Below are 20,839 nucleotides of genomic sequence, written 5' to 3' on the forward strand. Positions count from 1 at the left end.
ATGAGCATCAACTCAAAAGAAGCGTTACTTAAAAAACTTGGCGAGGGCTCCGCTGTTCATGAGTGGGGGGCGATCCTGGCACTTGGGCGTGATACGGTCAATACGCTGCTTGAGGCTAAATTCGTCGAGCGGTTGAGCGAGATGGATTTTATCCAGCCTATTACTGAAACCTACTATGCGTATGAAGACAGAAGCGAGCGGGTGGATTTCGAGGGGCTGATGTTCGGTCCGCCAGCCCTGTCATTCGAACACGCTTCGGGTAAGAGCAACAGGGTACGTGTGCGCATGGAGTTGATTGCCGGACGCTGCGCGCGCTGGTCGATGTTTCCCGGGGAGGCGAAGTACTTACGTGACAGTCATCAGTTATCACAGGGCCTTGGCTACTGGCTAGCGTTTACAGCCGAACTTGTGGTGATACCCGTCGAGGGCTCGGGTGGCAGGCAATTGCAGTTGGGGCTGGATATGATCAATGCAACAGATCCCAATTGCAGCCTTGGCCGGGGAGCGACTGATCGCATGGGGCGGTTCATGCTGGAGCAGTTGCGACAACAGCCGATATTTGCGCAGCCTTATACGTTCTACACCATGGCTCCAACTTCCCAAGACGTCTTTACGGTTGTCGAGGTTACGCCTATAACTCAAAAGGCCCCGGATGGCGCCGGTACTGGCGGTATGCCTGAAACCGATGGTGCCATACTCCTGCTTATGCAACTACACGGTTCTGCGCAAGGCGGTTATATTCCGGGATCAATGCCCTATCTATTGCCCCGCAAAGTTGACGACATCGCTGATAATGTGGGTAGCGCTCTGCTGATAGGCAGGCTGAGGGCACTGATTGGGACAGGGCAAGCTGAGCAATTTTTGTCGCAAATGGTTTTACCGGGTGGGTCGACCTTTGCTGCTGACGATGAGCGCCCACTCCCTCACGACATGATCTGTTTTGGGGAACTTAAACCCAATTCCCGTGGGGCCTGGCTTTCCCCCGTACTCAGCAGCATCGCCGCAGGGGAAGGTGTTGAATTTAAGTCCAATGGCGGTCCGCTGTTTGGCTGGCAGGCGAATGGCTTCAGCAGCCCCAGGACTGCAGGCACGATTTCCGAGCAAGGTGTGTACCGCGCAAGGCCGATCGGAGAGTTTGGAAGCACTCAACGTTTGACTGTGGTGACAGCGAAGGTTTCAGAGGAGGCGGATAGTGCAACTCGGGCGGCATTGGTGATCGAAGCTGCGGAGCCGCTGACAATTTCGCCGCGCGTGGTTACCTGGTATCCAGACTATGAGGACGTTGTCTTGCGCGTATCTGGAGGTAGCGGCGTCACATGGAAAGCACTTGGTGAAAAAATGGGTGAGCTCCACCCCGACCCTGAAGACGCTCACCAAGCCACGTTCAAGCCCACGCGCCAGAATACTCCCTTCGTACGTTTGCAGCGCATTGAAGTCAGCGATGGCGAGAATACGGGCCATGCCACGATTGTGTTGTTTGGCGTTGGCCACAGATTGGATATCGAGCCGTTGCCTGTACCGCGCCTGTTGCCAAATGGCACCCTGCTGTTCAGCCTGGTGGGTGAGGAAGCGGACAAGTGGCAGCTGTTTGGCCCTGGGCAGATCGACGCTGAGACGGGGGTTTACACGGCGCCCGCGCAAACCAACGAAGAAGTAAGCGTGGTCGTGGGATTTGCGGGGCCATTTGCCGGCGCGGCTGTCGTCGAGCACCGGACGCCGGCACCGGCGCCTGCCGAGGCCCTGGCGTTGGAGGAGCGGTGGAAAACACTGAAAGAGTTCAGTTTGAAGCGTAACAACCTGGCTCGAAATCAGGTGTTTGCCAATGGTTTGCAGCAGGTTGGCATAGACATCGTGATTGCTACCCATAGTTTCGAAAATTCGCACGGTGATGAAATATGGGACCCGGTCGATGAATTGGAACTGAGAACGCTGGTTCTCACGGATGGAAATAACAATGTCATCCCCTATTTGACAGGGGACGAGATAGGGATTCCAGAGGATAGCAATCATACCTGGATGGCCAACAAGCGGCGCAACAAGATTATCGACTATTACCCCACTACGGTACCCGCAGAAACGCAGCGTGTGTTTGCGGAGCATGAAGGCAAGCGCACGGTCACCGTCTACGTGCACTCACGCGAAGCGGAAACGGCCAATTTTAGGGCAAAGTTCCAGGATCATAACCGTGGTTGGCAGCAATCGATGGATATCGACGACATCAAAGGCGAAATTCAGCTGGAAGGTATTCCGCTGCCTGAGAAAAGCTTGAAATACTTCAACTGGCCAGCGATGGGTAAGCGCGTCGCGAGCCAGAAAGGTGAGGATTACGAAGGCGATCGCTTCAACTACTGGCACTCGACCACCGATTATTGGGAGCTGTCTGGAGAGGGGATCAGTTTCGTCGATGTCGCGTTCGACTCAATGTCGATGGTCAAGTGGGAGTCGGAACAAATCGAAGAGACTTTTGGCAGCTACACCGGGATCGCCTTCAAACCACGGCGACCAGATGAAGAGACGGACGTGCCGTCAGGCGTGAATTATCAAGCTGAACTACAACTGTTGGTCAGTGAGCCGGAAGTCAAAATTACCGGGCTTGAATATGGTTTCCACGGCCAGGAGGAGCCTACGGCCGGCGCGATACTGGTGACACTGGATCGCAGTTCGGGGTTGACGTTCTGGGATGAATATAGAGACACTTCATACCGAAAGGTGCTGACGAATCCCATAAAATTCACAGTTACCGATAATTACGGGAACAAGCACAAGCTCAGGCTGCTGTTTTCCGGTGAGCTGAACCCTCGCAATTATCTAGAGCTCAAACTGCAATAATTTTTGTAGTGAAGGGGTTGTGCTGCAACCCCTTATTGTTGGGCGAAATATATTAGCGTGTTGCGCTACCTGGTAAAAATGCCAGTTGCCATGCAGGGGGCGTATCGCTTTAAATCAGCCCGTGTCGTCTGTTTTGTCCTCGTTTAGAGAGAGAAAATATGAGTGCTCCCCGTCAAAATAAAACTGCATCCGAACGTGTGCGCCAGGCTTATCGACGCTTGATCACGGCCTGGCAAACGCGCCGTTCACTTGAGCCTGATCCGGTTTTGGACGATCTGCAGATCGCCGATGAAATGTTAGCTGATAAAGGCACCGGGCTGGTGCGCAGCCGCTACTTGAAAGACGATACGCTCGATTTTGTTTTGAGTGTGCCGGCGTGGTCTTATTCCTACAAGGATTTGCTTCGTATCGAGCACTCACGCGATGGAACGGTCTGGACCGTGCTCCATGAGGAGACCATAGAATATGATCAGCATCCAATTCCTGAGCCTTATCCAATCAAGTTGAATAAAGGCAAGGACCAAATGGCTTTGGAGGGTACCCATTACTTCAGGAGCTGGATCTACAACGAGTTTGACGATACTGCTTTCTCTAACCCGCTGACACTGATTTTTGATCGTGTCCCCCCCTACAATCATACTCCCCCCCCCAAGTTCCCCAGCATTCCTGTAGTGACTGATGACTCCTTGGGTGCCGCCAGCGACAAGGCCGTTCTGACGTTGCCAAGCTATCCAGATTGGGCAGAAGGCGATAAGGTCTTTGTATACTGGATGAACCGCCTCCCCTTAGACGCTGCAGACTTGGACGAACCCGTTCTGCGTCTGGATACAACCGGAGCTGATCAGCAGTTGGAGATTTCTGGAGCGGACATTCGCAGAGTGGGCGACGGTGGCGTGTTCGTGGTCTACTTGCTGATAGACAAGGCTGGCAACGTCAGTGAAATCTCTATTTACACCAGCATTGCAGTGGCACTTGGCCAGCTCCCCACTATTTTTGACCCTCCTGTTGTGCCGCTTGCCACGGCAGGCGACGGGTTCCTGATCGACCAGGCTGACGCCAACGAGGGCGTTGAAGTTTGGGTCCCGGTTTACGAGGGCAAGAAGGGCGGCGATTTCGTAGATGTGAAATGGGGTGGCACACCTTTGCAGCGTGAAACGGTCGGCTCTGCTCCGGATGATTTTATTCGGGTTAGGGTACCCCACGAGGTAATGCTGAAGGAGTACGGCAGCGGCTCAGGCCAAGTGCCAACCAAGGTCAGTTATACACTGCTGCGTGGCAGCCACCCAATGGGAAGCGCTGATATTGATATCCAGGTCGATTTCGAAACCATGGATCCGGGCGGCCCCGACCCGACTTGGCCATTGCCGATTCATCCAGATTTGAAAAAGGTCGTTATCACCGGCCGGAACAGCGGCCTAACAGATGAGTTGGATGCGCGTGACGCAAAATCCCCAGCGGATCTGGCGTTTGAACTTTACGATTTTGCCGAAAAAGATGATGAACTGACGTTCTATTGGGCGGATGAGGTAGCGGCGACCCACAAGGTGCTAGAATCCGACACACCAGGGGACACAATTGATCTTGAAGTTCCTTGGGAGGTTATTGAAAAAGTTGGCAACGACTCCGCTGTGCCTGTGGACTACGAGGCCAAGCGCCCTGGGGTGCACAACCCCGTGCGATCTGCCATTACCTTAGTCAAGGTTGACGCCATTACCATCACCCCAGTAGCCGCCGCGTTCGATCACTTGGTCAATGGATGGGTCACCTGCAATAGCATCAAGGCAACGGCAAGTCATCCTGACGGACCTGCAGTCGAGGTGCAGATCCCAAACCTTACTGAGTATCAGGAATATAGTGCGTTCGCGGAAATTGACGTCAAATGGTGGGTTTATCGCGGGCGCACCGATGAAGAAGGTTTTGAGGAAATTGACGCCGTCAGGTTAGAGGAAACAATCACATTGGATGAAGAACATCCGGTTACTGGTTTTGTCTGGCGCATCCCTTTTTATGAGAATGTCGAACCTACTTATGATGGCTCTGACGACATCAAGTATAAAAGCTCCAGGGCAAATGTTACCTACACCCTGAAGATGGCAAGGGGAGATGTCACTTCCGAAGTGGCCAAGGTCGGGCTTTCTTTCATTCCCCCCTCAGGCGTTTGCGATCCTAACGGCCCTTAGGTATCGGCCCGAGCCGATACTGCACGGATGGCCTCTGTGCAGTGTCGGTTTATTCCCTGACGTTTGTAGGATAATTCCTATATGAGCGAGGTTTTGATCCTTGTAGCTTGACTGCTGCTGGTGCTGGCTTGCGCATTTTTCCTAATCGCCAAGGTGGTACCTGAACCTGAATACCATGAGAGTTTTGACATGAGCAGCACGTTATTTCAGCGAAAGTTTTGCCGTGGCCTGGTGTATTGCGTGACGGCATTGCCTGTTGGTATGTACGCCGGTAATCTTTTGGCCGCCCAGGCCATTATCGAGCGTGATACGGTTATCGATGGTTCCAATCCCTTGGTCGGTTATCAGGTTTTGAATGGCGCTACTTTGACAGCCAATGGTGCGACCACCGAGGAGATTTTCCTGCGCGAAGGGGGAGCACTGGAATTCAACGGCAGTTCAATTATTGCAACGGACGATGGCGTGCTCATGGAGGGGGGCGCGCAGGCCATCATCAATGGCAGCAGCATTGCCAGTGAGGATCGTGGCGTCGTCGTTGCCCGTAGTAGTGTGGGCGGTTCGGCAGCCTGGCTCAGCGGGAGTACCGTGACCGGCAAGAATGGCGGTGCCTCCGTTGCCAGCACTTCCGAGTTGCACCTCAATGGCAGCAAGGTACAGGGCACAGGCCCGGGCAGTGCCGGCGTGCGGATGTTCAATGGCTGGCTGGAGGCACAGGGCAGCCAGATCATCGGTGCGCAAGAGGGGATTCTGGTCAGTGCCGATGGCACTGCGGGTGAGGCCAGGGTCGAGCTGGACGGTTCGCAAGTCGTCGGGCAAGACGGTGCCGCCATAGTGGTAGGAGGTGGTCGACTAGGGGCGGTAGCGGCAAAGATCACCGTCAGCAACGGGTCGCAATTAAGTGGCAGCAATGGAAACCTGCTTGAGGTACGTAACCAGTCCAATGCCGAACTGACCGTCGAAAATAGTCATCTGGAGGGGAATATCTGGGCTGAGCAAGGCTCCAGCGCTGCCGTTATGCTGGACAAGCAAGCCACGCTTACTGGGCAGTTGGAAAATGTCGGTAAATTGACCATCGGCAATCAATCGCGCTGGATCATGGTCGCAGATGCCAGCGTGGGTGATCTGGCCCTCGATGGCGGTACGGTGGAGTTTGGCCAGCCCACCGACTACCACCGCCTGACGCTGGATAGCTTGTCGGGCAGCGGCGCTTTCGTCATGCATGCAGACTTCACCAGCGGACAAACCGATTTTCTTGATATCACGGGCAATGCCAGTGGCAATCACGATTTGTTGATTGGCAGTAGTGGTGCAGAGCCACAGGAGGAAGGCAACCTTCAGGTGGTGCACACAGGCGGTGGTGACGCTTCGTTCTCGTTGGTCAACGGCACAGTGGACCTGGGGGCCTTTTCCTATGAGCTCGTTCAGCGAGGCAACGACTGGTACCTGGATGGCTCGCGCAAGATCATCAGCCCCGGCACAAGTTCTGTAATGGCGTTGTTCAATGCAGCACCCACTGTATGGTACGGCGAGCTGACATCTTTGCGCAGCCGCATGGGAGAACTGCGGCTGGACAATGGCAAGGCAGGTGGCTGGATGCGTACTTATGGCAACAAGTACGACGTGGCCGCCAGTTCCGGCGTTGCCTACAAGCAAACTCAGCAGGGGTTTTCCCTGGGGGCGGACGCGCCGCTGCCGGTGGGGGACGGTCAGTGGTTGCTCGGTATATTGGCCGGCCATAGCCGTTCGGATCTGGACCTCGGTGGTGGCACCAGTGGCGATATCGACAGCTACTACCTGGGGCTTTACACCACTTGGCTCGATCGAAGCAGTGGCTACTACTTCGATGGCGTTATGAAACTCAACCGCTTCGATAATGATTCGAAAGTTGCGATGAGTGACGGCACCCGGGCCAAGGGGCACTACAGCAGCCAGGCTATCGGCATGTCGGCCGAGTTTGGGCGGCATATCGAACTGGAGCAAGGGTATTTCATCGAGCCGTTTGCCCAATGGTCCACGGCGTATTTCCAAGGCAAGGATTACCACCTGGATAATGGCCTGCAGGCTGAGGGTGACGCCGTGGCCTCCGTGCTTGGCAAGGCAGGGGCGACATTTGGCCGTAATTTTGAGGTGGAGAACGGTCGTGTCATCCAGCCATATCTGCGTGCAGCCTACGTTCATGAGTTCATCGACAATAACGATGTGAAGGTCAACCGAAACCGTTTTTCCAATGACCTTTCGGGCTCGCGGCTGGAGCTGGGGGCAGGCCTGGCGGTAGCGGTGGCCGAGCGACTGCAAATGCATGTCGACCTTGATCACAGCCGTGGTGAGCACGTTGACCAGCCTTGGGGTGTGAACCTGGGTATGCGCTACAACTGGTAAGCGCTAATTGAGGAGGTCGCTTGGCCTCCATTCAAGGAGAGCGAGACAAATGAGTTCCATACCACCAGGCGACCGTGCATTGCTGCTGCCTGCACAGGTGCCAGCGCTGCTCGAAGATATTCCAGGCGGCGATCAGAACCTTTTACCCGTCGTTGCAACGGAGCAAGCTTTAGCCGTAGTGGTACCCATGTGGCCTTTCTCCTTTCCGGAACCCGGTTGGCCGGAAGTCCTCCAGCTTTTCTGGGATGATGACGTTGTGGCTGAAAAAAGCTGGGAATCTGAGGTGCCACCTGAGGACCTGATTTTTAGCGTTCCAGTGGAAAAACTCGTGAGCGGAGCCCATGAACTGCGTTATGAGGTGACGGGAACCGGTGGCATGAGCCCCTCCGAGGTCCTGGAGTTGTTGATTGACCTCGCTCCGCCCGCATTGGGCGGGGAGCGGGGCATGCTGACGATAGTGGAGGACGCGGATGAAATCGAGCGCGACGGCTTGACGGAGCGCTATCTGAGAAACCATGGCCAGCGCCTGCGAACCGAGGTGCCGCGGTACACGACGCCCGTGGCGGGTGACACGATTATCTACTACTGGGATGACGAGTCTTTAGACGAGAACGAGGTTGATCGATACGAAGTGGGCTACGAAGACATTTCTGGCCCGTTTTACATCGACTTTGAAAGTGAAATGATTCTTCAGCGCGGCGACGGTAATCGCTACCTGCACTATGCGATCAAGGATCGAGCAGGCAACCTCAGCGCGTTTTCCAAACCCTTGAAGGTGGCCGTATCGGCAGGTGCGCGAACCTTTCCGCTACCGGACATTGAGCAGGTCGAGGGAACGGGGGGCCAGTTGCGCCTTGCGCTGAATGACCTGGAGCTGCCGTTGCTGGTGGTGGTGCCGGCTGACGCTTTGGTTTATCCGGATGAAGCGCTGCGAGTCGAATGGGGGGAGCCCGGTGATCCTGGCTATTTCTCCGCGACGACTGGCTATGAGGGGCAAGAGCGAGCGTTTGAGATTCCGGTGCAGAAAATCGCGGCGCAGAGCGGAATCACCACCAAGGTGAAGTTCGTGGCGTCTGGCGACAAGCGTCATGATTATCCGTCGCCAGCGGTCGATCTGTTCATATCACCGCTGAGCGAGGGTTTGCCCAGGGTTCAGCTAGATGGCGTCGCCAGCAACAATTTGAGCCTGTCAAAGGCGCCAGACCGTATTCCCGTAACGCTGGGTACCTGGCCGTTGATGGCTGACGGGCAGTTCGTCGACATCTGGGTCACTGGGGCGTTGAACAATGGCGGGGATGCAGAGCCATTCCAGGTGCTGAAAGACTATGAAGTCAAGCCTGCTGATCTGATTGGAGGCATAGGTCAGGCTGACGATGTGGTCGTATTAAAGTCCTACCTGGAGACGCTGGAGCTCGACGTCCGGTTCACCCTGCACGTGCAGGTCAGATTTGCCGCGCAGGGCGTTCCGGTGAACTTCCCGCTCTTGAGCCCAACACTGATACCCTGAGCCGCAGTACCCTCACAGCCCGGATACGGGTGCCGTGATCTCTTTGGTTGTGCCGCCAAAATCGCTGATTGTGGTAAAAAATACCTGCATGCCTGGCGCTGGAACTGGCGTTGGAAGGGCATAGGCCTGTGTACCCCCTGGGGCAACCATCTCCCGGGCCTCGACGCTTTCACGCGCTGTGAGGTGGCCTACTTGAACGCGCTGGAAGGTGTAATGGTAGGGCGAAGGGTTGTGCACTAACAGTTTTGCTTTGCCGTTGGTGTGTTGCACGGACCACTGCAAGCTCTTCAAGGCTTCTTCCGGAGAACCTTGCAGCCCGGCTGGGCGATAGAACAGTTTGATCCGGGTACGCATTGCAATGGTCAACGTGTTCGATGGCTCGTCATCTGCTTGAGGGATTTCCTGCACGTTGAAGTAGAACAGTGATTCCCGATCCTTTGGCAGGTCATTGGGGAGGCGATTGATCTGTACGGTTTGTTCGTTGCCAGGATCCAGCCTGAACAGGGCAGGCGTGGCGATCAGGGGCACAGTGGTGGTGCTGTCGTCCGCTTCGGTGTTGACCCAGGTCTGGGCCGCAAAAGTGTGAGTGCTGGGGTTGGCAACGATGATCGAACTGCTTTGTTTGTCGCTGCCGTGGATGATGCGTGTGGCGCTGAGGGTGAGTGATGCTTGGGCAGCCGACATGAAGCCGCTTGTGGTGGCGGCAACCAACAGCAGGTTGCGCAGAAGTGAGGTAGGCATAGGTGGGTGTTCTGTAAATGGCCGCCAGCAAGCGCAGCGGTCTGCACTTGCTGGGTGCCGGTGTCAAGGAATGTCAACCAGGAAGTTGACGCTTGTCAGGATTTTCCCTTCGGTCACGGGGTGTGCAATGCTGTGTAGCCGTGCGGAGAAGTTCATGTCCTCTCTTTCTACGTTCTGGTATTCAACAGAGTCTGTACCCGGGGGGAGCAGAGAGCCGTTCTTGTCGTAGATAGCCAGCGCTAAGCCAGAGCTGTAGCCGAGGCCGCTTTGCAGGCTAAACAGCGTGCCAGAGGGGTCGGTGCCATAGTTGGCGTTGAACCTAACGGTTGCCGTGGAGTCTGCGCCAAGGCTGCAGATACTGTTGTCAACCCGCAGGGCGAACTTTTCGAACTGGGTTTTGTCGCCTACCGCCTTGAAGTCCTCGACTTTGAAGTTACCCATGGAGATCTTCGGCAAGGCACCGGCGCCAGGTGTCACAACGTCGATCGGGCAGGTGCCGCCGGGGCTCACGGAGCCTTCGAATTCGATGACGCCAGTGTAGGCCATGGCAGAGCTGCAGCTCAGGCCCAGCGCGAACAGTGTAAGAATACGTTTCATTAATTTTGCGATCCGGTAGGTGGTTGTCGGTGTATGCCGATCCGGCATCCCGTAGAGGGAGGCTGAATCGGTACTGTGCAAGCCTACGGAGATCGCAAAAGGTAATCTGTAGGAGAATTCTTTTTGATGTGTGGAGAGCGCGACGCCTGCCGAAATGGATGGTCAGTGGCTATGGCCTGAAGCAGCCAGCAACTGCTTCTGCTGATGCCAGTCGAAGGGTTCGCCATTCTGCTCGGCTTCATAGCGGCGCTCTTCCAGCTGCTGATACAGGTTCAACTCTTCATCGGGCATGAAGTGCAGGCAGTCGCCGCCAAAGAACCAGAGCAGGTCGCGTGGCACCAAGTGGGCGATTTGCGGGTAGCGCTGGATCACCTGGCAAAGCAGATCCTGCCCCAGGTATTGGCTATGTAGCGGGTCCTGCGGCAGCAGGCTTAACAGTTCGTCGAAGCGCTCCAGAAACAAGGCATGGCTTTCCTCGGGTACTTGCTCGGCGTTTTCGAGAGCGACCAGGATGGTGCGCAGGTGTTCTAGTAGCTGAAGGTTGTAACGCTGGTAGGGGGTGGTCACGGGTTGATCCTGATGCAGGGGTGATGAAGGCATTGTACCTCGTTGCAGCGCATCCAGCTGAATCGAGCGCCGCACTGACATTTTTGCCAGTAGCGTCGAGCGGGCGGCTGGGTCAACGTTACGAAACGCATAGAGCTGATCTGGTTTGGTGTTTCGATTTCGAGGAGCAACGAGTATGTCGAGTAAATTATCAAAAGAGCTTGTGATGGTAGGCATCACAATAAAGGCTGAAATGCTTGGGTCCTGCTGGCAGGCGCGCTACCCTGAATTGTCAGATGAACCAGGAGAGTTGATTGTTCTAGACAGGGAGGCAGCAGGGAATACCCGAAAAATCAAACATATTCGGATGGGATTACCCAAGCTTGAATATACTCATTCGAATCCCAGACTGTACCTGACCCTTAGGCAGCGAGCGTTATATGAACAGGAGGTTGTTCTGCTTACCGAACAAGGTTCGAGTAGCCCTTGGTTGAGCAGTATCCGAAAGATGAATCTGCCCCGCGACAGGGTGTTGGCTATCGATATTTCTTTTGTCGATGGTGGCGAGCGGCATAAATTTATTTACAAGTCGCTGCCGAGTCGGGAGCTTACGGTTGTGTGGGATGGGGATGTCGAATATAGCTACGGCGGCAACGATACTGATAAACGGCTATTGGCAGAACATTATGATGGAAGAAAAGCGGTCGTTCTCTATGCGTTACCGGTTCCGATTAATCCACTGCTGCGCGATTTGACAGTCGTGCCAATAATCTCCCAAGTCGACCGGATGCTCTACCATCTGTTTTCACCCTCATTCGCAGTCCTGGACTCGGACCCGTTAGCGTCACCATTGAACGGCATAGCTGAAAGTGATTTCTGGATGAGCAGTGTAGCGCTGGCATTTCCGGAGAACATGTTGAATAAGCCGCCATTGGACGTTGCCTGGTTGCCTTCGTTAGTGGTTCCGCCAGGAACCGTAACATACGATCCCTCGCAAGACACACCTACCGGAAGGGTCGCTTTTGCCTTTGGCTACCGTCGGACCAGCAATGCGCAGACAGCGCCGCAGGTGGGCAATGCCCCAGGTGCCCTCACTGTCAGCCCTCTGATCAGCGTTGTTGGTGCCGGCTATGGCAAACAGCCGCTTGAGATCTCTCGCTCTGGCACTGCCGAGGTCAAGTTCATAGGTGAGCATAGAGGCGGGCTTCATCAAGAAAATGGCACTCATTATTATGTGCCTCCTGCGAACCAACTGTCACCCATTGACTATGAGGAAGACTGCAAGACCCTCCAGGCGCCGGCGATACTGGAGGCACTGCGCGATTGGGCGAGTACGGATTTAATTCAGGTAACTGTAAATAATGAGAGCGCCGTGTCAACCTTTGTCACGCTCTATGCTCCACAAACTCACTATTTGAAGTTTGCACTGGAAGGGAGTGCGCTGAAACTTAAGCTCTGGTATTTCGATACTGAGGTTGGGAGGGAGGTGCCTGTGCCTGACGATAATACTGAGTGGAAGATCATCGCTGGTAATGGATCAGTGTCCAGAGAGGGTGTATTTACTCAAGGGCCTGAAGTGCCTACGCCATTCACCGTAATTGCTGGGCGCGATCGGGGCAGTTCCAGTCTTCTTTACTGGGCGGTCACAGTCATACCGGTCCCCCTGTATACCCCACCGCAGTTTGTAGCATTGTTCGAAAGCTGATATGCGCTTTCACTGCGGCGCCAGGACGCCTCCGCGCAGCGAACCGATGAGGCACTTCTTGGCCTCATCGGTGTTATGCCGCAGCCACCTAACGAATTTTGCCCTTGGTTAATGCGAGACTTTCTTTATCGAATGCATCTACCTCAATCACCTGGCGTCTATGATGTTCGGCCTCCTCTAGGCGCCGTGCTTGCGCCGGGTGCAATATACCGGCTCGGACCGCTGCCTCGACTGGCCCTTCACCTGCAGCAACACGCAACTTACCGGCTCGCATTGCTTGCTGAAGTTCCCTGGCCTGCGGTGCAGTTTCGGCCATCAGGTCGCTGGCCGTTTGCAGGGTAGCGACCGGGTCGCCTTCGGCGCTGGGCCTGAAGCATCCCGCCAGCAACTCCTCTAGCGCCGGATCTCCTTTGCTCCGCCCAATCAGGCCCGCCACCTCGGCATCCAGCTCATCGCTAGGCCCGGTATGGCGGCGGCCCAAAGGGAACACCAATACCCTTAGCGCACAGCCGACAAAACGGTTGGGGAAATTGTCCAGCAAGCGGTCGAGGGCCTTTTCCGCCTGGCCCAAGCTTTCTTCCATGGCCCAGCGCAGCAGCGGCTTGATGTGCTCCGGCGAACCCAGATCGTGATAACGCTTGAGCGCAGCGCTGGCAAGGTATAGATAGCTGAGGACATCGCCCAGCCGTGCGCTGAGCCGTTCTCGGCGCTTGAGAGTGCCGCCGAGCAGCAGCATGGACAGGTCCGCCAGCAATGCGAACGCTGCAGCTTGGCGATTAAGGGCGCGGAAGTAGCTCTGGCTCAGCGCGTCGCCTGGGACCGTTTCCAGACGGCTAAGCCCCAGGCCATGGATCAACGTACTGGAGGCGTTGCCTGCGGCGAACATGATGTGCTTGATCAGTAGATCGTCGAACGCTCTCAACGCCTGGTCTTGATCCTTGAGCCCGGCCAAGGCCATCTCTTTGAGCACGAACGGGTGGCAGCGAATTGCACCCTGGCCAAAGATCATCAAATTGCGCGAAAGGATGTTGGCGCCCTCAACCGTGATGAAGATCGGCGCCCCTTGCCAGTTGCGGCCCAGGTAGTTGTTCGGGCCCATGATGATGCCCTTGCCGCCGTGCACGTCCATGGCGTGCTGGATGCATTCGCGTCCTCGTTCGGTCAGGTGGTACTTGAGGATCGCCGACAGCACCGAAGGTTTCTCGCCCAGGTCTACGGCGTTGGCGGTCAGCAGGCGGGCACTGTCCATCAGCCAGGCGTTGCCGCCAATGCGTGCCAGCGATTCCTGGATACCTTCGAAGGCAGCCAGTGGCACGTTGAACTGCTCACGGATATTAGCGTACTGGCCGGTCACCAGGCTGGTGTACTTGGCCGCCCCTGTACCCACAGCAGGCAGGGAGATGGAGCGACCTACCGACAGGCAGTTCATCAACATCATCCAGCCCTTGCCGAGCATGGCCTGGCCACCGATCAGGAAGTCCAGCGGTACGAACACGTCTTTGCCGCTGTTGGGGCCGTTCATGAAGGCGGCGCCCAGCGGCAGGTGACGTTTGCCGATTTCGACGCCGGGCGTGTTGGTGGGGATCAGGGCCAGGCTGATGCCGAGCTCCTCCTGTTCGCCCAACAGATGGTCGGGGTCGTAGGCTTTGAAGGCCAGGCCCAGCAGGGTGGCGACCGGGCCGAGGGTGATGTAGCGCTTTTCCCAGTTCAGGCGCAGGCCGATCACTTCTTCGCCTTGCCACTGGCCTTTGCAGATGATGCCGGTGTCGGGCATGGCGCCAGCGTCGGAGCCGGCCAGTGGGCCGGTGAGGGCGAAGCAGGGGATTTCCTCGCCTCGGGCCAGGCGGGGCAGGTAGTGGTTGCGTTGTTCGTCGGTGCCGTAATGCAGCAGCAGTTCGGCAGGGCCCAGGGAGTTGGGCACCATCACCGTGGAGGCCAGGTCGCCGCTGCGGGTGGCCAGCTTCATCGCCACCTGGGAGTGGGCGTAGGCGGAGAAGCCCTTGCCGCCGTATTCCTTGGGGATGATCAGGGCGAAAAAGCCATGCTGCTTGATATGTGCCCAGGCTTCGGGCGGCAAGTCCAGGTCCTGGCCGATCTGCCAGTCGCTGACCATGGCGCACAGTGCTTCGGTCGGGCCATCGATGAAGGCCTGTTCTTCTTCGGTCAGTTTCGGTGCCGGGTAGGCCAGCAAGGTGCGCCAGTCGGGGCGGCCACTGAACAGTTCGCCGTCCCACCACACGGTGCCGGCGTCGATGGCTTCGCGCTCAGTCTGGGACATGGGCGGCAGGGTGCGCTGGAACCAGCGAAATACCGGGGCGGTAAACACCTTGCGCCGCCACTGCGGAAGCGCAACCAGGGCGACCTTCAGGGCCAGCACCACCCAGATCAGGGCCAGCAGCCAGCCAGGGGCACTGCTGAAAATGCCCATCAACAGCACATAGGCCGCCACGATGCCGAGAATCTGCAAGGGCGCCAGGCGCCGGTGCGTGAGGTACGCCGCGCCGATCACCAGCACCACCAACCACAACAGCAACATAATCGGTCCTCCTTGGAACCAAGAGCTTGAGCCGTCCCAGACAGCTTAGACGCAATGCTGTGAACGGCATGTTCAGAACAGTGACAGGGTGTGGCGGTGGGAGTTTCAGTTCATTTGTTCGCCTGTACCGGCCTCTTCGCGGGTGAACCCGCTCCTACGACGGAACGTGGCGATGGCAGCGATTGGCGAATGCGGTGGCGGCCGCGACGGTGAATGGCCGGCAGGCTCGGCCTATGTGCGGGTAAAACCCACGCAGGAATACCGGTGACGTGAAGACGGTGGTGAGCCAGTGGGAGCGGGCTTGCCCGCGAAGAGGCCCGTACAGGCGGCGAAGGTCTGGAGTAGACTGTGCCACCTCCGCACTCAAAAGGATGTTGCCATGCTGAAGATTTGGGGCCGCAAGAATTCGAGCAATGTGCGCAAGGCGCTGTGGATCGCCCACGAGTTGGGCCTGGACTTCGAATCCATCGACGCCGGCGGCGCCTTCGGCGTGGTCAACGAGCCGCACTACCGCGCCCGCAACCCCAACGGCCTGGTGCCGATGCTCGAAGACGGCGACCTGACCTTGTGGGAATCCAACACCATCGTCCGCTACCTGTGCGCGGAGTACGGCACGGAGCAGGGTTGGTATCTGGCAGACCCACGCCAGCGCGCCCTGGCCGACAAATGGATGGATTGGACCACATCGTCCTTCGCTACCCCATTCCGGCCCCTGTTCTGGGGCCTGCTGCGCACGCCGGAAGACCAGCGCGACTGGGTGGCGATCAACGCCGCGCACAAGCAGTGCGCGCAATTGCTGGCCATTGCCGACGAAACCCTGGCCAATCAGCCGTACCTGTCCGGTGACCAGATCGGCATGGGCGACATCCCACTGGGTAGCTTCATCTATGCCTGGTTCGAACTGCCCATCGAGCGCCCGGACATGTACCACCTTCAAGCCTGGTATGAACGCCTTAAGCAACGCCCGGCCTACCAGGCCGCAGTGATGACCGCGCTCACTTGAACCCGCTTCGATAGTCATTATCAATAGATGTGACTGTACTTGTGCAGCCTGGCCTTGCACCATGGCTGCACTCACTGCGCCAGTGACTTTACCTGGCGTGTCCTGCACCTTTTTCTTCGGTAAGTGACCCGCTATGAGTTCCGCCCTGTCCATCCGACAGCTGACCAAGACCTACGGCAATGGCTTTCAGGCCCTCAAAGGCATCGACCTCGATGTTGCCGAAGGCGACTTCTTCGCCTTGCTCGGCCCCAACGGCGCCGGTAAATCCACCACCATCGGCATTCTCTCGACCCTGGTGAACAAGACCAGCGGCACAGTGAACGTGTTCGGTCACGACCTGGACCGCGAGCCCTCCGCGCTCAAGCGTTGCCTGGGCGTGGTGCCGCAAGAGTTCAACTTCAACCAGTTCGAAAAGACCTTCGACATCGTCGTGACCCAGGCCGGGTACTACGGCATCCCGCCCAAGCTGGCCAAGGAGCGCGCCGAGCAGTACCTGACCCAGCTGGGCCTGTGGGACAAACGTGATGTGCAGTCGCGTTCGTTGTCCGGCGGCATGAAGCGGCGCTTGATGATTGCCCGCGCATTGATCCACGAACCGCGTCTGCTGATCCTGGACGAACCCACCGCCGGGGTGGATATCGAGCTGCGCCGCTCGATGTGGAGCTTCCTCACCGAGCTGAACCAGAAGGGCATCACCATCATCCTCACCACCCACTACCTGGAAGAGGCTGAGCAGCTGTGCCGTAACATCGGCATCATCGACCATGGCACCATCGTCGAGAACACCAGCATGCGTCAGTTGCTGGGCAAGCTGCATGTCGAAACCTTCGTGCTCGACCTCAAGCAGGACCTGGCCTGCGCGCCGGTACTGCAGGGCTACCCATGCCGGCTGCTGACCCCGCATACACTGGAAGTGCAGGTGGACAAGGACATCGGCATCACCGCGCTGTTCGGCCAGCTGACGCTGCAGAACATCGAAGTGCAAAGTCTGCGCAACAAGACCAACCGACTCGAGGAGCTGTTCGTGTCCCTGGTGGAAAAAAACCTGTCGAAGGTGGCCGTATGAGTGTGGAGCTGCGCACCAACTGGGTCGCCCTGAACACCATCGTCTACCGCGAAGTGCGGCGCTTCCTGCGCATCTGGCCGCAAACGCTGCTGCCGCCAGCGATCACCATGGTCCTTTACTTCGTCATCTTCGGTAACCTGATTGGCCGGCAGATCGGCGACATGGGTGGCTTCACCTACATGCAGTACATCGTGCCGGGGCTGATCATGATGTCGGTGATCACCAACTCCTATGGCAACGTGGTGTCGAGCTTTTTCGGCAGCAAGTTCCAGCGCTCGATCGAAGAGCTGATGGTGTCGCCGGTATCGCCGCACACCATTCTTGTCGGCTATGTGCTGGGTGGGGTGCTGCGTGGTTTGGCGGTGGGGGTGATCGTGACCATTCTGTCGATGTTCTTCACCGACCTGCAGGTGCACCACCTGGGGGTAACGGTGGTCGTGGTGCTGCTGACCGCCACCATCTTCTCGCTGCTGGGCTTCGTCAATGCGGTGTTTGCGCGCAACTTCGACGATATTTCGATTATCCCGACCTTCGTGTTGACGCCGCTGACCTACCTGGGCGGGGTGTTCTACTCGATCAACCTGCTGCCGCCGTTCTGGCAGACCGTGTCGTTGGCCAACCCGGTGCTGCACATGGTCAACTCGTTCCGCTACGGCATTCTAGGGGTGTCGGATATCAGCATTGGCACGGCGATCACCTTCATGCTGGTGGCCACTGCGGTGCTCTACGTTGTTTGCGTTCGCTTGCTGGTCAGCGGCCGTGGCATGCGGGCCTGAAGCCTTGCACCGGCATTGGCGACGACGCCACTGCCGGCCCACCCATGAGCGCCAGTAGAGCATGGTGGTAAAGTAGCCAAGGATGCCCAGCACCACCCCGCACACCACCGAGCCCAGCAGGAACGGCTGCCACAGCGTGGCCAGTTGGTCGGTGATCCACTCGAAGGTCAGCTCGTCGGGCAGGGTGCGCGGCGGGATCTGCATCAGCCAGGCACCGGTCATGTAGGTTGCGAAGAACACCGGTGGCATGGTCAGCGGGTTGGTCAGCCACACCAGGCTGATGGCAATCGGCAGGTTGCCGCGCACCGGGATTGCCAAGGCTGCGGCCAGCAGCATCTGCATGGGAACGGGAATAAGCGCCGCGAACAGGCCCACACCCATGGCCCTCGCCACCGAATGACGATTCAGGTGCCAGAGGTTGGGATCATGCAGCAACTTGCCGAAAAAGCGTAAGGACTTGTGTTCCCGAATGCTGGTCGGGTCCGGCATGTAGCGTTTGAAAAATCGGCGCGGCATGTAGGCTCCCGGAGCGTTGACCCTGGCAGTATGCCCTTAATCCTGCTCGGCCTCGTTTAGAGTTTGTGACAATTGTTGAGCGAGCGTTGCCGGCGATTGGGCTATGCCTCAGAAGGTGATTTGCCTTCTGGAGCTCTACCTCATGCGCACAGGGATGTTTGCGCTCGCGCTCGGGCTGTTGTGCCTGGGCTTTCTGCCCGCATTGCCATCGGTCGGATGGTTGATAACCCTGGCAGCCTGCGCTGTCGGCAGCCTGTTTACCCGCGTATGGCCGTTGGGTTGGTTTCTGCTGGGCTTGTGTTGGGCGTGCGGGTCTGCTCAGCAGGCCCTTGATGATCGTCTGGCTGCCGGCCTGGAGGGTCGCACCTTGTGGCTGGAAGGGCGGGTAGTCGGCTTGCCGGCCCGCACTGCACAAGGTGTGCGTTTCGAGCTGGAAGCGCCACGCTCGCGGCGGGCCGAACTGCCTCAGCGCTTGCAAGTGAGCTGGTTCGACGGGCCGCCGCTGCGGGCGGGCGAGCAGTGGCGGCTGGCCGTGACTTTGCAGCGCCCTGACGGGCTGCTGAACCCGCATGGGCCTGACCGGGAAGCGCAGTTGCTGGCGCGACGGGTGGGCGCTACGGGTACGGTCAAGGCGGGGCAGTTGCTGGCGCCAGTAGCCGGTGGTTGGCGCGATACGCTGCGTCAGCGCTTGCTGATGGTCGAAGCCAATGGCCGGCAGGCAGCGCTGGTGGCACTGGTGCTTGGTGATGGTGCGGGCATGGCCCGGGAGGACTGGCAGACCTTGCAGGCCACCGGCACGGTGCACCTGCTGGTGATTTCCGGCCAGCACATCGGCCTGGTCGCCGGTTTGCTCTATGGCCTGGTCGCCGGACTGGCGCGTTGGGGCCTGTGGCCGGCAAGGATACCGTGGTTACCTTGGGCCTGTGGCTTGGCCATGACGGCAGCGCTGGCCTACGGCTGGTTGGCCGGCGCTGGCGTACCGGTGCAGCGTGCCTGCCTGATGCTGGCCGTGGTGCTGCTCTGGCGTCTGCGCTTTCGCCACCTTGGCGCTTTCTTTCCGTTGCTGCTTGCACTGGTCGCCGTGCTCGTCTTCGAGCCGTTGGCGGCTTTGCTGCCTGGGTTCTGGCTGTCGTTTGCTGCCGTGGCCACGCTCATTTATTGCTTCAATGCCCGCTTGGGTGGTTGGCGGCCCTGGCAGGCCTGGACACGAGCGCAATGGGTGATCGCCATTGGCTTGCTGCCGGTGTTGCTGGCCACGGGCTTGCCGGTGAGCCTGAGTGCGCCGCTGGCCAACCTTGTGGCGGTGCCGTGGGTCAGCCTGGCGGTCTTGCCGTTGGCGTTGCTGGGCACGCTGATGTTGCCGCTGGCGGGCGTTGGCGAAGCGTTGCTCTGGCTGGCAGGTGGCTTGCTGGATGTGCTGTTCCGCGGGCTGGCGCTGGTGGCGCAGCAGCGCCCGGCATGGGTGCCGCCGGCCCTGCCGTTGTGGGCCTGGCTGCTGGTATGTCTGGGCACTCTGTTGATTTTGCTGCCCCGTGGTGTGCCGCTGCGCGGGTTGGGAGGGGTGATGCTGCTGGCGCTGTGGGTACCCAGGGAGCCGGTGCCGTTCGGCCAGGTCGAGGTCTGGCAGCTGGATGTCGGCCAGGGGCTGGCGGTGCTGTTGCGTACGCGGCATCACAGCCTGCTCTACGATGCCGGGCCGGCCAGGGGGGAAAGCGACTTGGGGGAACGAGTGGTGCTGCCAACCTTGCGCAAGCTGGGGGTGGGCGGCCTTGACGTGATGGTGATCAGCCATGCGCATGCCGACCATGCGGGCGGGGCCGGGGCTATTCAGCGTGGTTTGCCGATCGAGCGGATAATCGGTGGGGAGGCGCTGGTTGATGTTCCGTTGCAGCCTTGTGCCAGTGGCGAGCAATGGGACTGGGATGGCGTGCGCTTTTCGCTGTGGCGCTGGGTAGACGGGCAAAGCAGCAATGATCGTTCCTGTGTGCTGTTGGTCGAGGCGCAGGGCGAGCGCTTGCTGCTGGCGGGGGATATGGAAGCTGCTGCCGAACGGGCCTGGCTGGCGGACACTGAAGTGCCGCGTATCGACTGGCTGCAGGCGCCGCATCATGGCAGCCGCAGTTCGTCCACCGAGGCGTTCGTCCGGGCTACCGCACCGCGCGGGGTATTGATTTCGCGGGGGCGCAACAACAGCTTCGGGCACCCGCACGTGCAGGTGGTCGAGCGGTATGGCCGGCATGGGGTGGTGATGCATGATACGGCGGAGGAGGGGGCATTGCGGTTGGTGTTGGGGCGGCATGGGGAGGTTGAGGGTGTTAGGGGGCAGCGGCGGTTCTGGCGGGTTCGAGGGGAGTGAGGCAGAGGCAGGCATCTGCCAGCCCAGCCCCCAATTCCCTGACCTCCGGCAGATGAGCCCTCGGCGCGCCTATGGTAGAGTGGCGGCCTTTTTCCGAAGGGG

At 58.4% G+C, this 20,839-nt stretch carries 14 protein-coding genes; 9 read left to right on the forward strand and 5 right to left on the reverse strand.

What is annotated here, in order from left to right; translation table 11 throughout:
• The 4 genes from INQ47_RS20465 to INQ47_RS20480 all read left to right on the forward strand — a co-directional run bounded on the left by INQ47_RS20465 (window position 1) and on the right by INQ47_RS20480 (window position 8,895).
• The gene (locus INQ47_RS20465) at window positions 1-2,829 is read left to right on the forward strand and encodes a hypothetical protein (RefSeq protein ID WP_404702450.1); all 2,829 of its coding nucleotides are present in this window, start codon (window positions 1-3) and stop codon (window positions 2,827-2,829) included.
• Window positions 2,830-2,987: 158 nt separating this feature from the next.
• Complete coding sequence (locus tag INQ47_RS20470; protein WP_404702451.1) at window positions 2,988-5,009, forward strand: hypothetical protein; 2,022 nt, start codon at window positions 2,988-2,990, stop codon at window positions 5,007-5,009.
• A 189-nt stretch (window positions 5,010-5,198) separates the two neighbouring features.
• Complete coding sequence (locus INQ47_RS20475; RefSeq protein ID WP_404702452.1) at window positions 5,199-7,388, forward strand: autotransporter outer membrane beta-barrel domain-containing protein; 2,190 nt, start codon at window positions 5,199-5,201, stop codon at window positions 7,386-7,388.
• Window positions 7,389-7,437: 49 nt separating this feature from the next.
• A complete protein-coding gene (locus INQ47_RS20480; protein ID WP_404702453.1) occupies window positions 7,438-8,895 on the forward strand; it encodes a hypothetical protein in 1,458 nt (485 codons plus the stop codon).
• Window positions 8,896-8,907: 12 nt separating this feature from the next.
• Here the strand turns inward: INQ47_RS20480 and INQ47_RS20485 are convergent, their stop codons facing one another.
• The 3 genes from INQ47_RS20485 to INQ47_RS20495 all read right to left on the reverse strand — a co-directional run bounded on the left by INQ47_RS20485 (window position 8,908) and on the right by INQ47_RS20495 (window position 10,800).
• Window positions 8,908-9,579 carry a molecular chaperone gene (locus INQ47_RS20485; RefSeq protein ID WP_404702454.1) on the reverse strand — a complete coding sequence of 224 codons (672 nt, stop codon included), beginning with the start codon at window positions 9,577-9,579 and terminating at the stop codon, window positions 8,908-8,910.
• Window positions 9,580-9,699: 120 nt separating this feature from the next.
• Complete coding sequence (locus INQ47_RS20490) at window positions 9,700-10,314, reverse strand: fimbrial protein (RefSeq protein WP_404702455.1); 615 nt, start codon at window positions 10,312-10,314, stop codon at window positions 9,700-9,702.
• A gap of 81 nt (window positions 10,315-10,395) precedes the next feature.
• Window positions 10,396-10,800 carry a PA2817 family protein gene (locus tag INQ47_RS20495; RefSeq protein WP_047604508.1) on the reverse strand — a complete coding sequence of 135 codons (405 nt, stop codon included), beginning with the start codon at window positions 10,798-10,800 and terminating at the stop codon, window positions 10,396-10,398.
• A gap of 175 nt (window positions 10,801-10,975) precedes the next feature.
• Between INQ47_RS20495 and INQ47_RS20500 the strand changes: the two genes are divergently transcribed.
• Window positions 10,976-12,484 carry a hypothetical protein gene (locus tag INQ47_RS20500; protein ID WP_404702456.1) on the forward strand — a complete coding sequence of 503 codons (1,509 nt, stop codon included), beginning with the start codon at window positions 10,976-10,978 and terminating at the stop codon, window positions 12,482-12,484.
• Between the two features lie 88 nt (window positions 12,485-12,572).
• Here INQ47_RS20500 and INQ47_RS20505 read toward each other — a convergent pair whose 3' ends face one another.
• Window positions 12,573-15,020, reverse strand: a complete 2,448-nt coding sequence (locus INQ47_RS20505) for an acyl-CoA dehydrogenase (protein WP_404702457.1) — start codon at window positions 15,018-15,020, stop codon at window positions 12,573-12,575.
• Window positions 15,021-15,399: 379 nt separating this feature from the next.
• On the opposite strand from INQ47_RS20505, the gene INQ47_RS20510 reads away from it, so the two are divergent.
• The 3 genes from INQ47_RS20510 (at window position 15,400) to INQ47_RS20520 (ending at window position 17,865) form a co-directional block, all read left to right on the forward strand.
• The gene (locus INQ47_RS20510; RefSeq protein ID WP_020192795.1) at window positions 15,400-16,023 is read left to right on the forward strand and encodes a glutathione S-transferase; all 624 of its coding nucleotides are present in this window, start codon (window positions 15,400-15,402) and stop codon (window positions 16,021-16,023) included.
• 133 nt (window positions 16,024-16,156) lie between these two features.
• Entirely contained in the window at window positions 16,157-17,089 is a 933-nt protein-coding gene (locus INQ47_RS20515) for an ABC transporter ATP-binding protein (protein WP_404702458.1), read from the forward strand.
• On the forward strand, window positions 17,086-17,865 hold the full coding sequence (locus tag INQ47_RS20520) for an ABC transporter permease (protein ID WP_003247128.1): 780 nt from the start codon (window positions 17,086-17,088) through the stop codon (window positions 17,863-17,865). The genes INQ47_RS20515 and INQ47_RS20520 overlap by 4 nt, the downstream gene beginning before the upstream one ends.
• Here INQ47_RS20520 and INQ47_RS20525 read toward each other — a convergent pair.
• On the reverse strand, window positions 17,749-18,381 hold the full coding sequence (locus tag INQ47_RS20525) for a DUF2062 domain-containing protein (RefSeq protein WP_404702459.1): 633 nt from the start codon (window positions 18,379-18,381) through the stop codon (window positions 17,749-17,751). The two genes, INQ47_RS20520 and INQ47_RS20525, sit on opposite strands and share 117 nt — an antisense overlap.
• Window positions 18,382-18,523: 142 nt before the next feature.
• Here INQ47_RS20525 and INQ47_RS20530 point away from each other — a divergent pair, with 142 nt between their 5' ends.
• Window positions 18,524-20,737 (forward strand): DNA internalization-related competence protein ComEC/Rec2, encoded by a 2,214-nt coding sequence (locus INQ47_RS20530; protein WP_404702460.1) that lies wholly within the window; start codon window positions 18,524-18,526, stop codon window positions 20,735-20,737.
• Window positions 20,738-20,839: the final 102 nt, after the last annotated feature.

It is taken from the genome of Pseudomonas sp. 3HC3 (assembly GCF_044904505.1).
GTDB classification, from domain to species: domain Bacteria; phylum Pseudomonadota; class Gammaproteobacteria; order Pseudomonadales; family Pseudomonadaceae; genus Aquipseudomonas; species Aquipseudomonas putida_Y.

Coding starts and splice junctions, on each gene's coding strand:
- INQ47_RS20480 (WP_404702453.1), top strand. CDS start 7,438: ATGAGTTCCATACCACCAGGCGACCGTGCATTGCTGCTGCCTGCACAG.
- INQ47_RS20485 (WP_404702454.1), bottom strand. CDS start 9,579: ATGTCGGCTGCCCAAGCATCACTCACCCTCAGCGCCACACGCATCATC.
- INQ47_RS20500 (WP_404702456.1), top strand. CDS start 10,976: ATGTCGAGTAAATTATCAAAAGAGCTTGTGATGGTAGGCATCACAATA.
- INQ47_RS20525 (WP_404702459.1), bottom strand. CDS start 18,381: ATGCCGCGCCGATTTTTCAAACGCTACATGCCGGACCCGACCAGCATT.
- INQ47_RS20470 (WP_404702451.1), top strand. CDS start 2,988: ATGAGTGCTCCCCGTCAAAATAAAACTGCATCCGAACGTGTGCGCCAG.
- INQ47_RS20465 (WP_404702450.1), top strand. CDS start 1: ATGAGCATCAACTCAAAAGAAGCGTTACTTAAAAAACTTGGCGAGGGC.
- INQ47_RS20515 (WP_404702458.1), top strand. CDS start 16,157: ATGAGTTCCGCCCTGTCCATCCGACAGCTGACCAAGACCTACGGCAAT.
- INQ47_RS20520 (WP_003247128.1), top strand. CDS start 17,086: ATGAGTGTGGAGCTGCGCACCAACTGGGTCGCCCTGAACACCATCGTC.
- INQ47_RS20475 (WP_404702452.1), top strand. CDS start 5,199: ATGAGCAGCACGTTATTTCAGCGAAAGTTTTGCCGTGGCCTGGTGTAT.
- INQ47_RS20510 (WP_020192795.1), top strand. CDS start 15,400: ATGCTGAAGATTTGGGGCCGCAAGAATTCGAGCAATGTGCGCAAGGCG.
- INQ47_RS20505 (WP_404702457.1), bottom strand. CDS start 15,020: ATGTTGCTGTTGTGGTTGGTGGTGCTGGTGATCGGCGCGGCGTACCTC.
- INQ47_RS20530 (WP_404702460.1), top strand. CDS start 18,524: ATGCGCACAGGGATGTTTGCGCTCGCGCTCGGGCTGTTGTGCCTGGGC.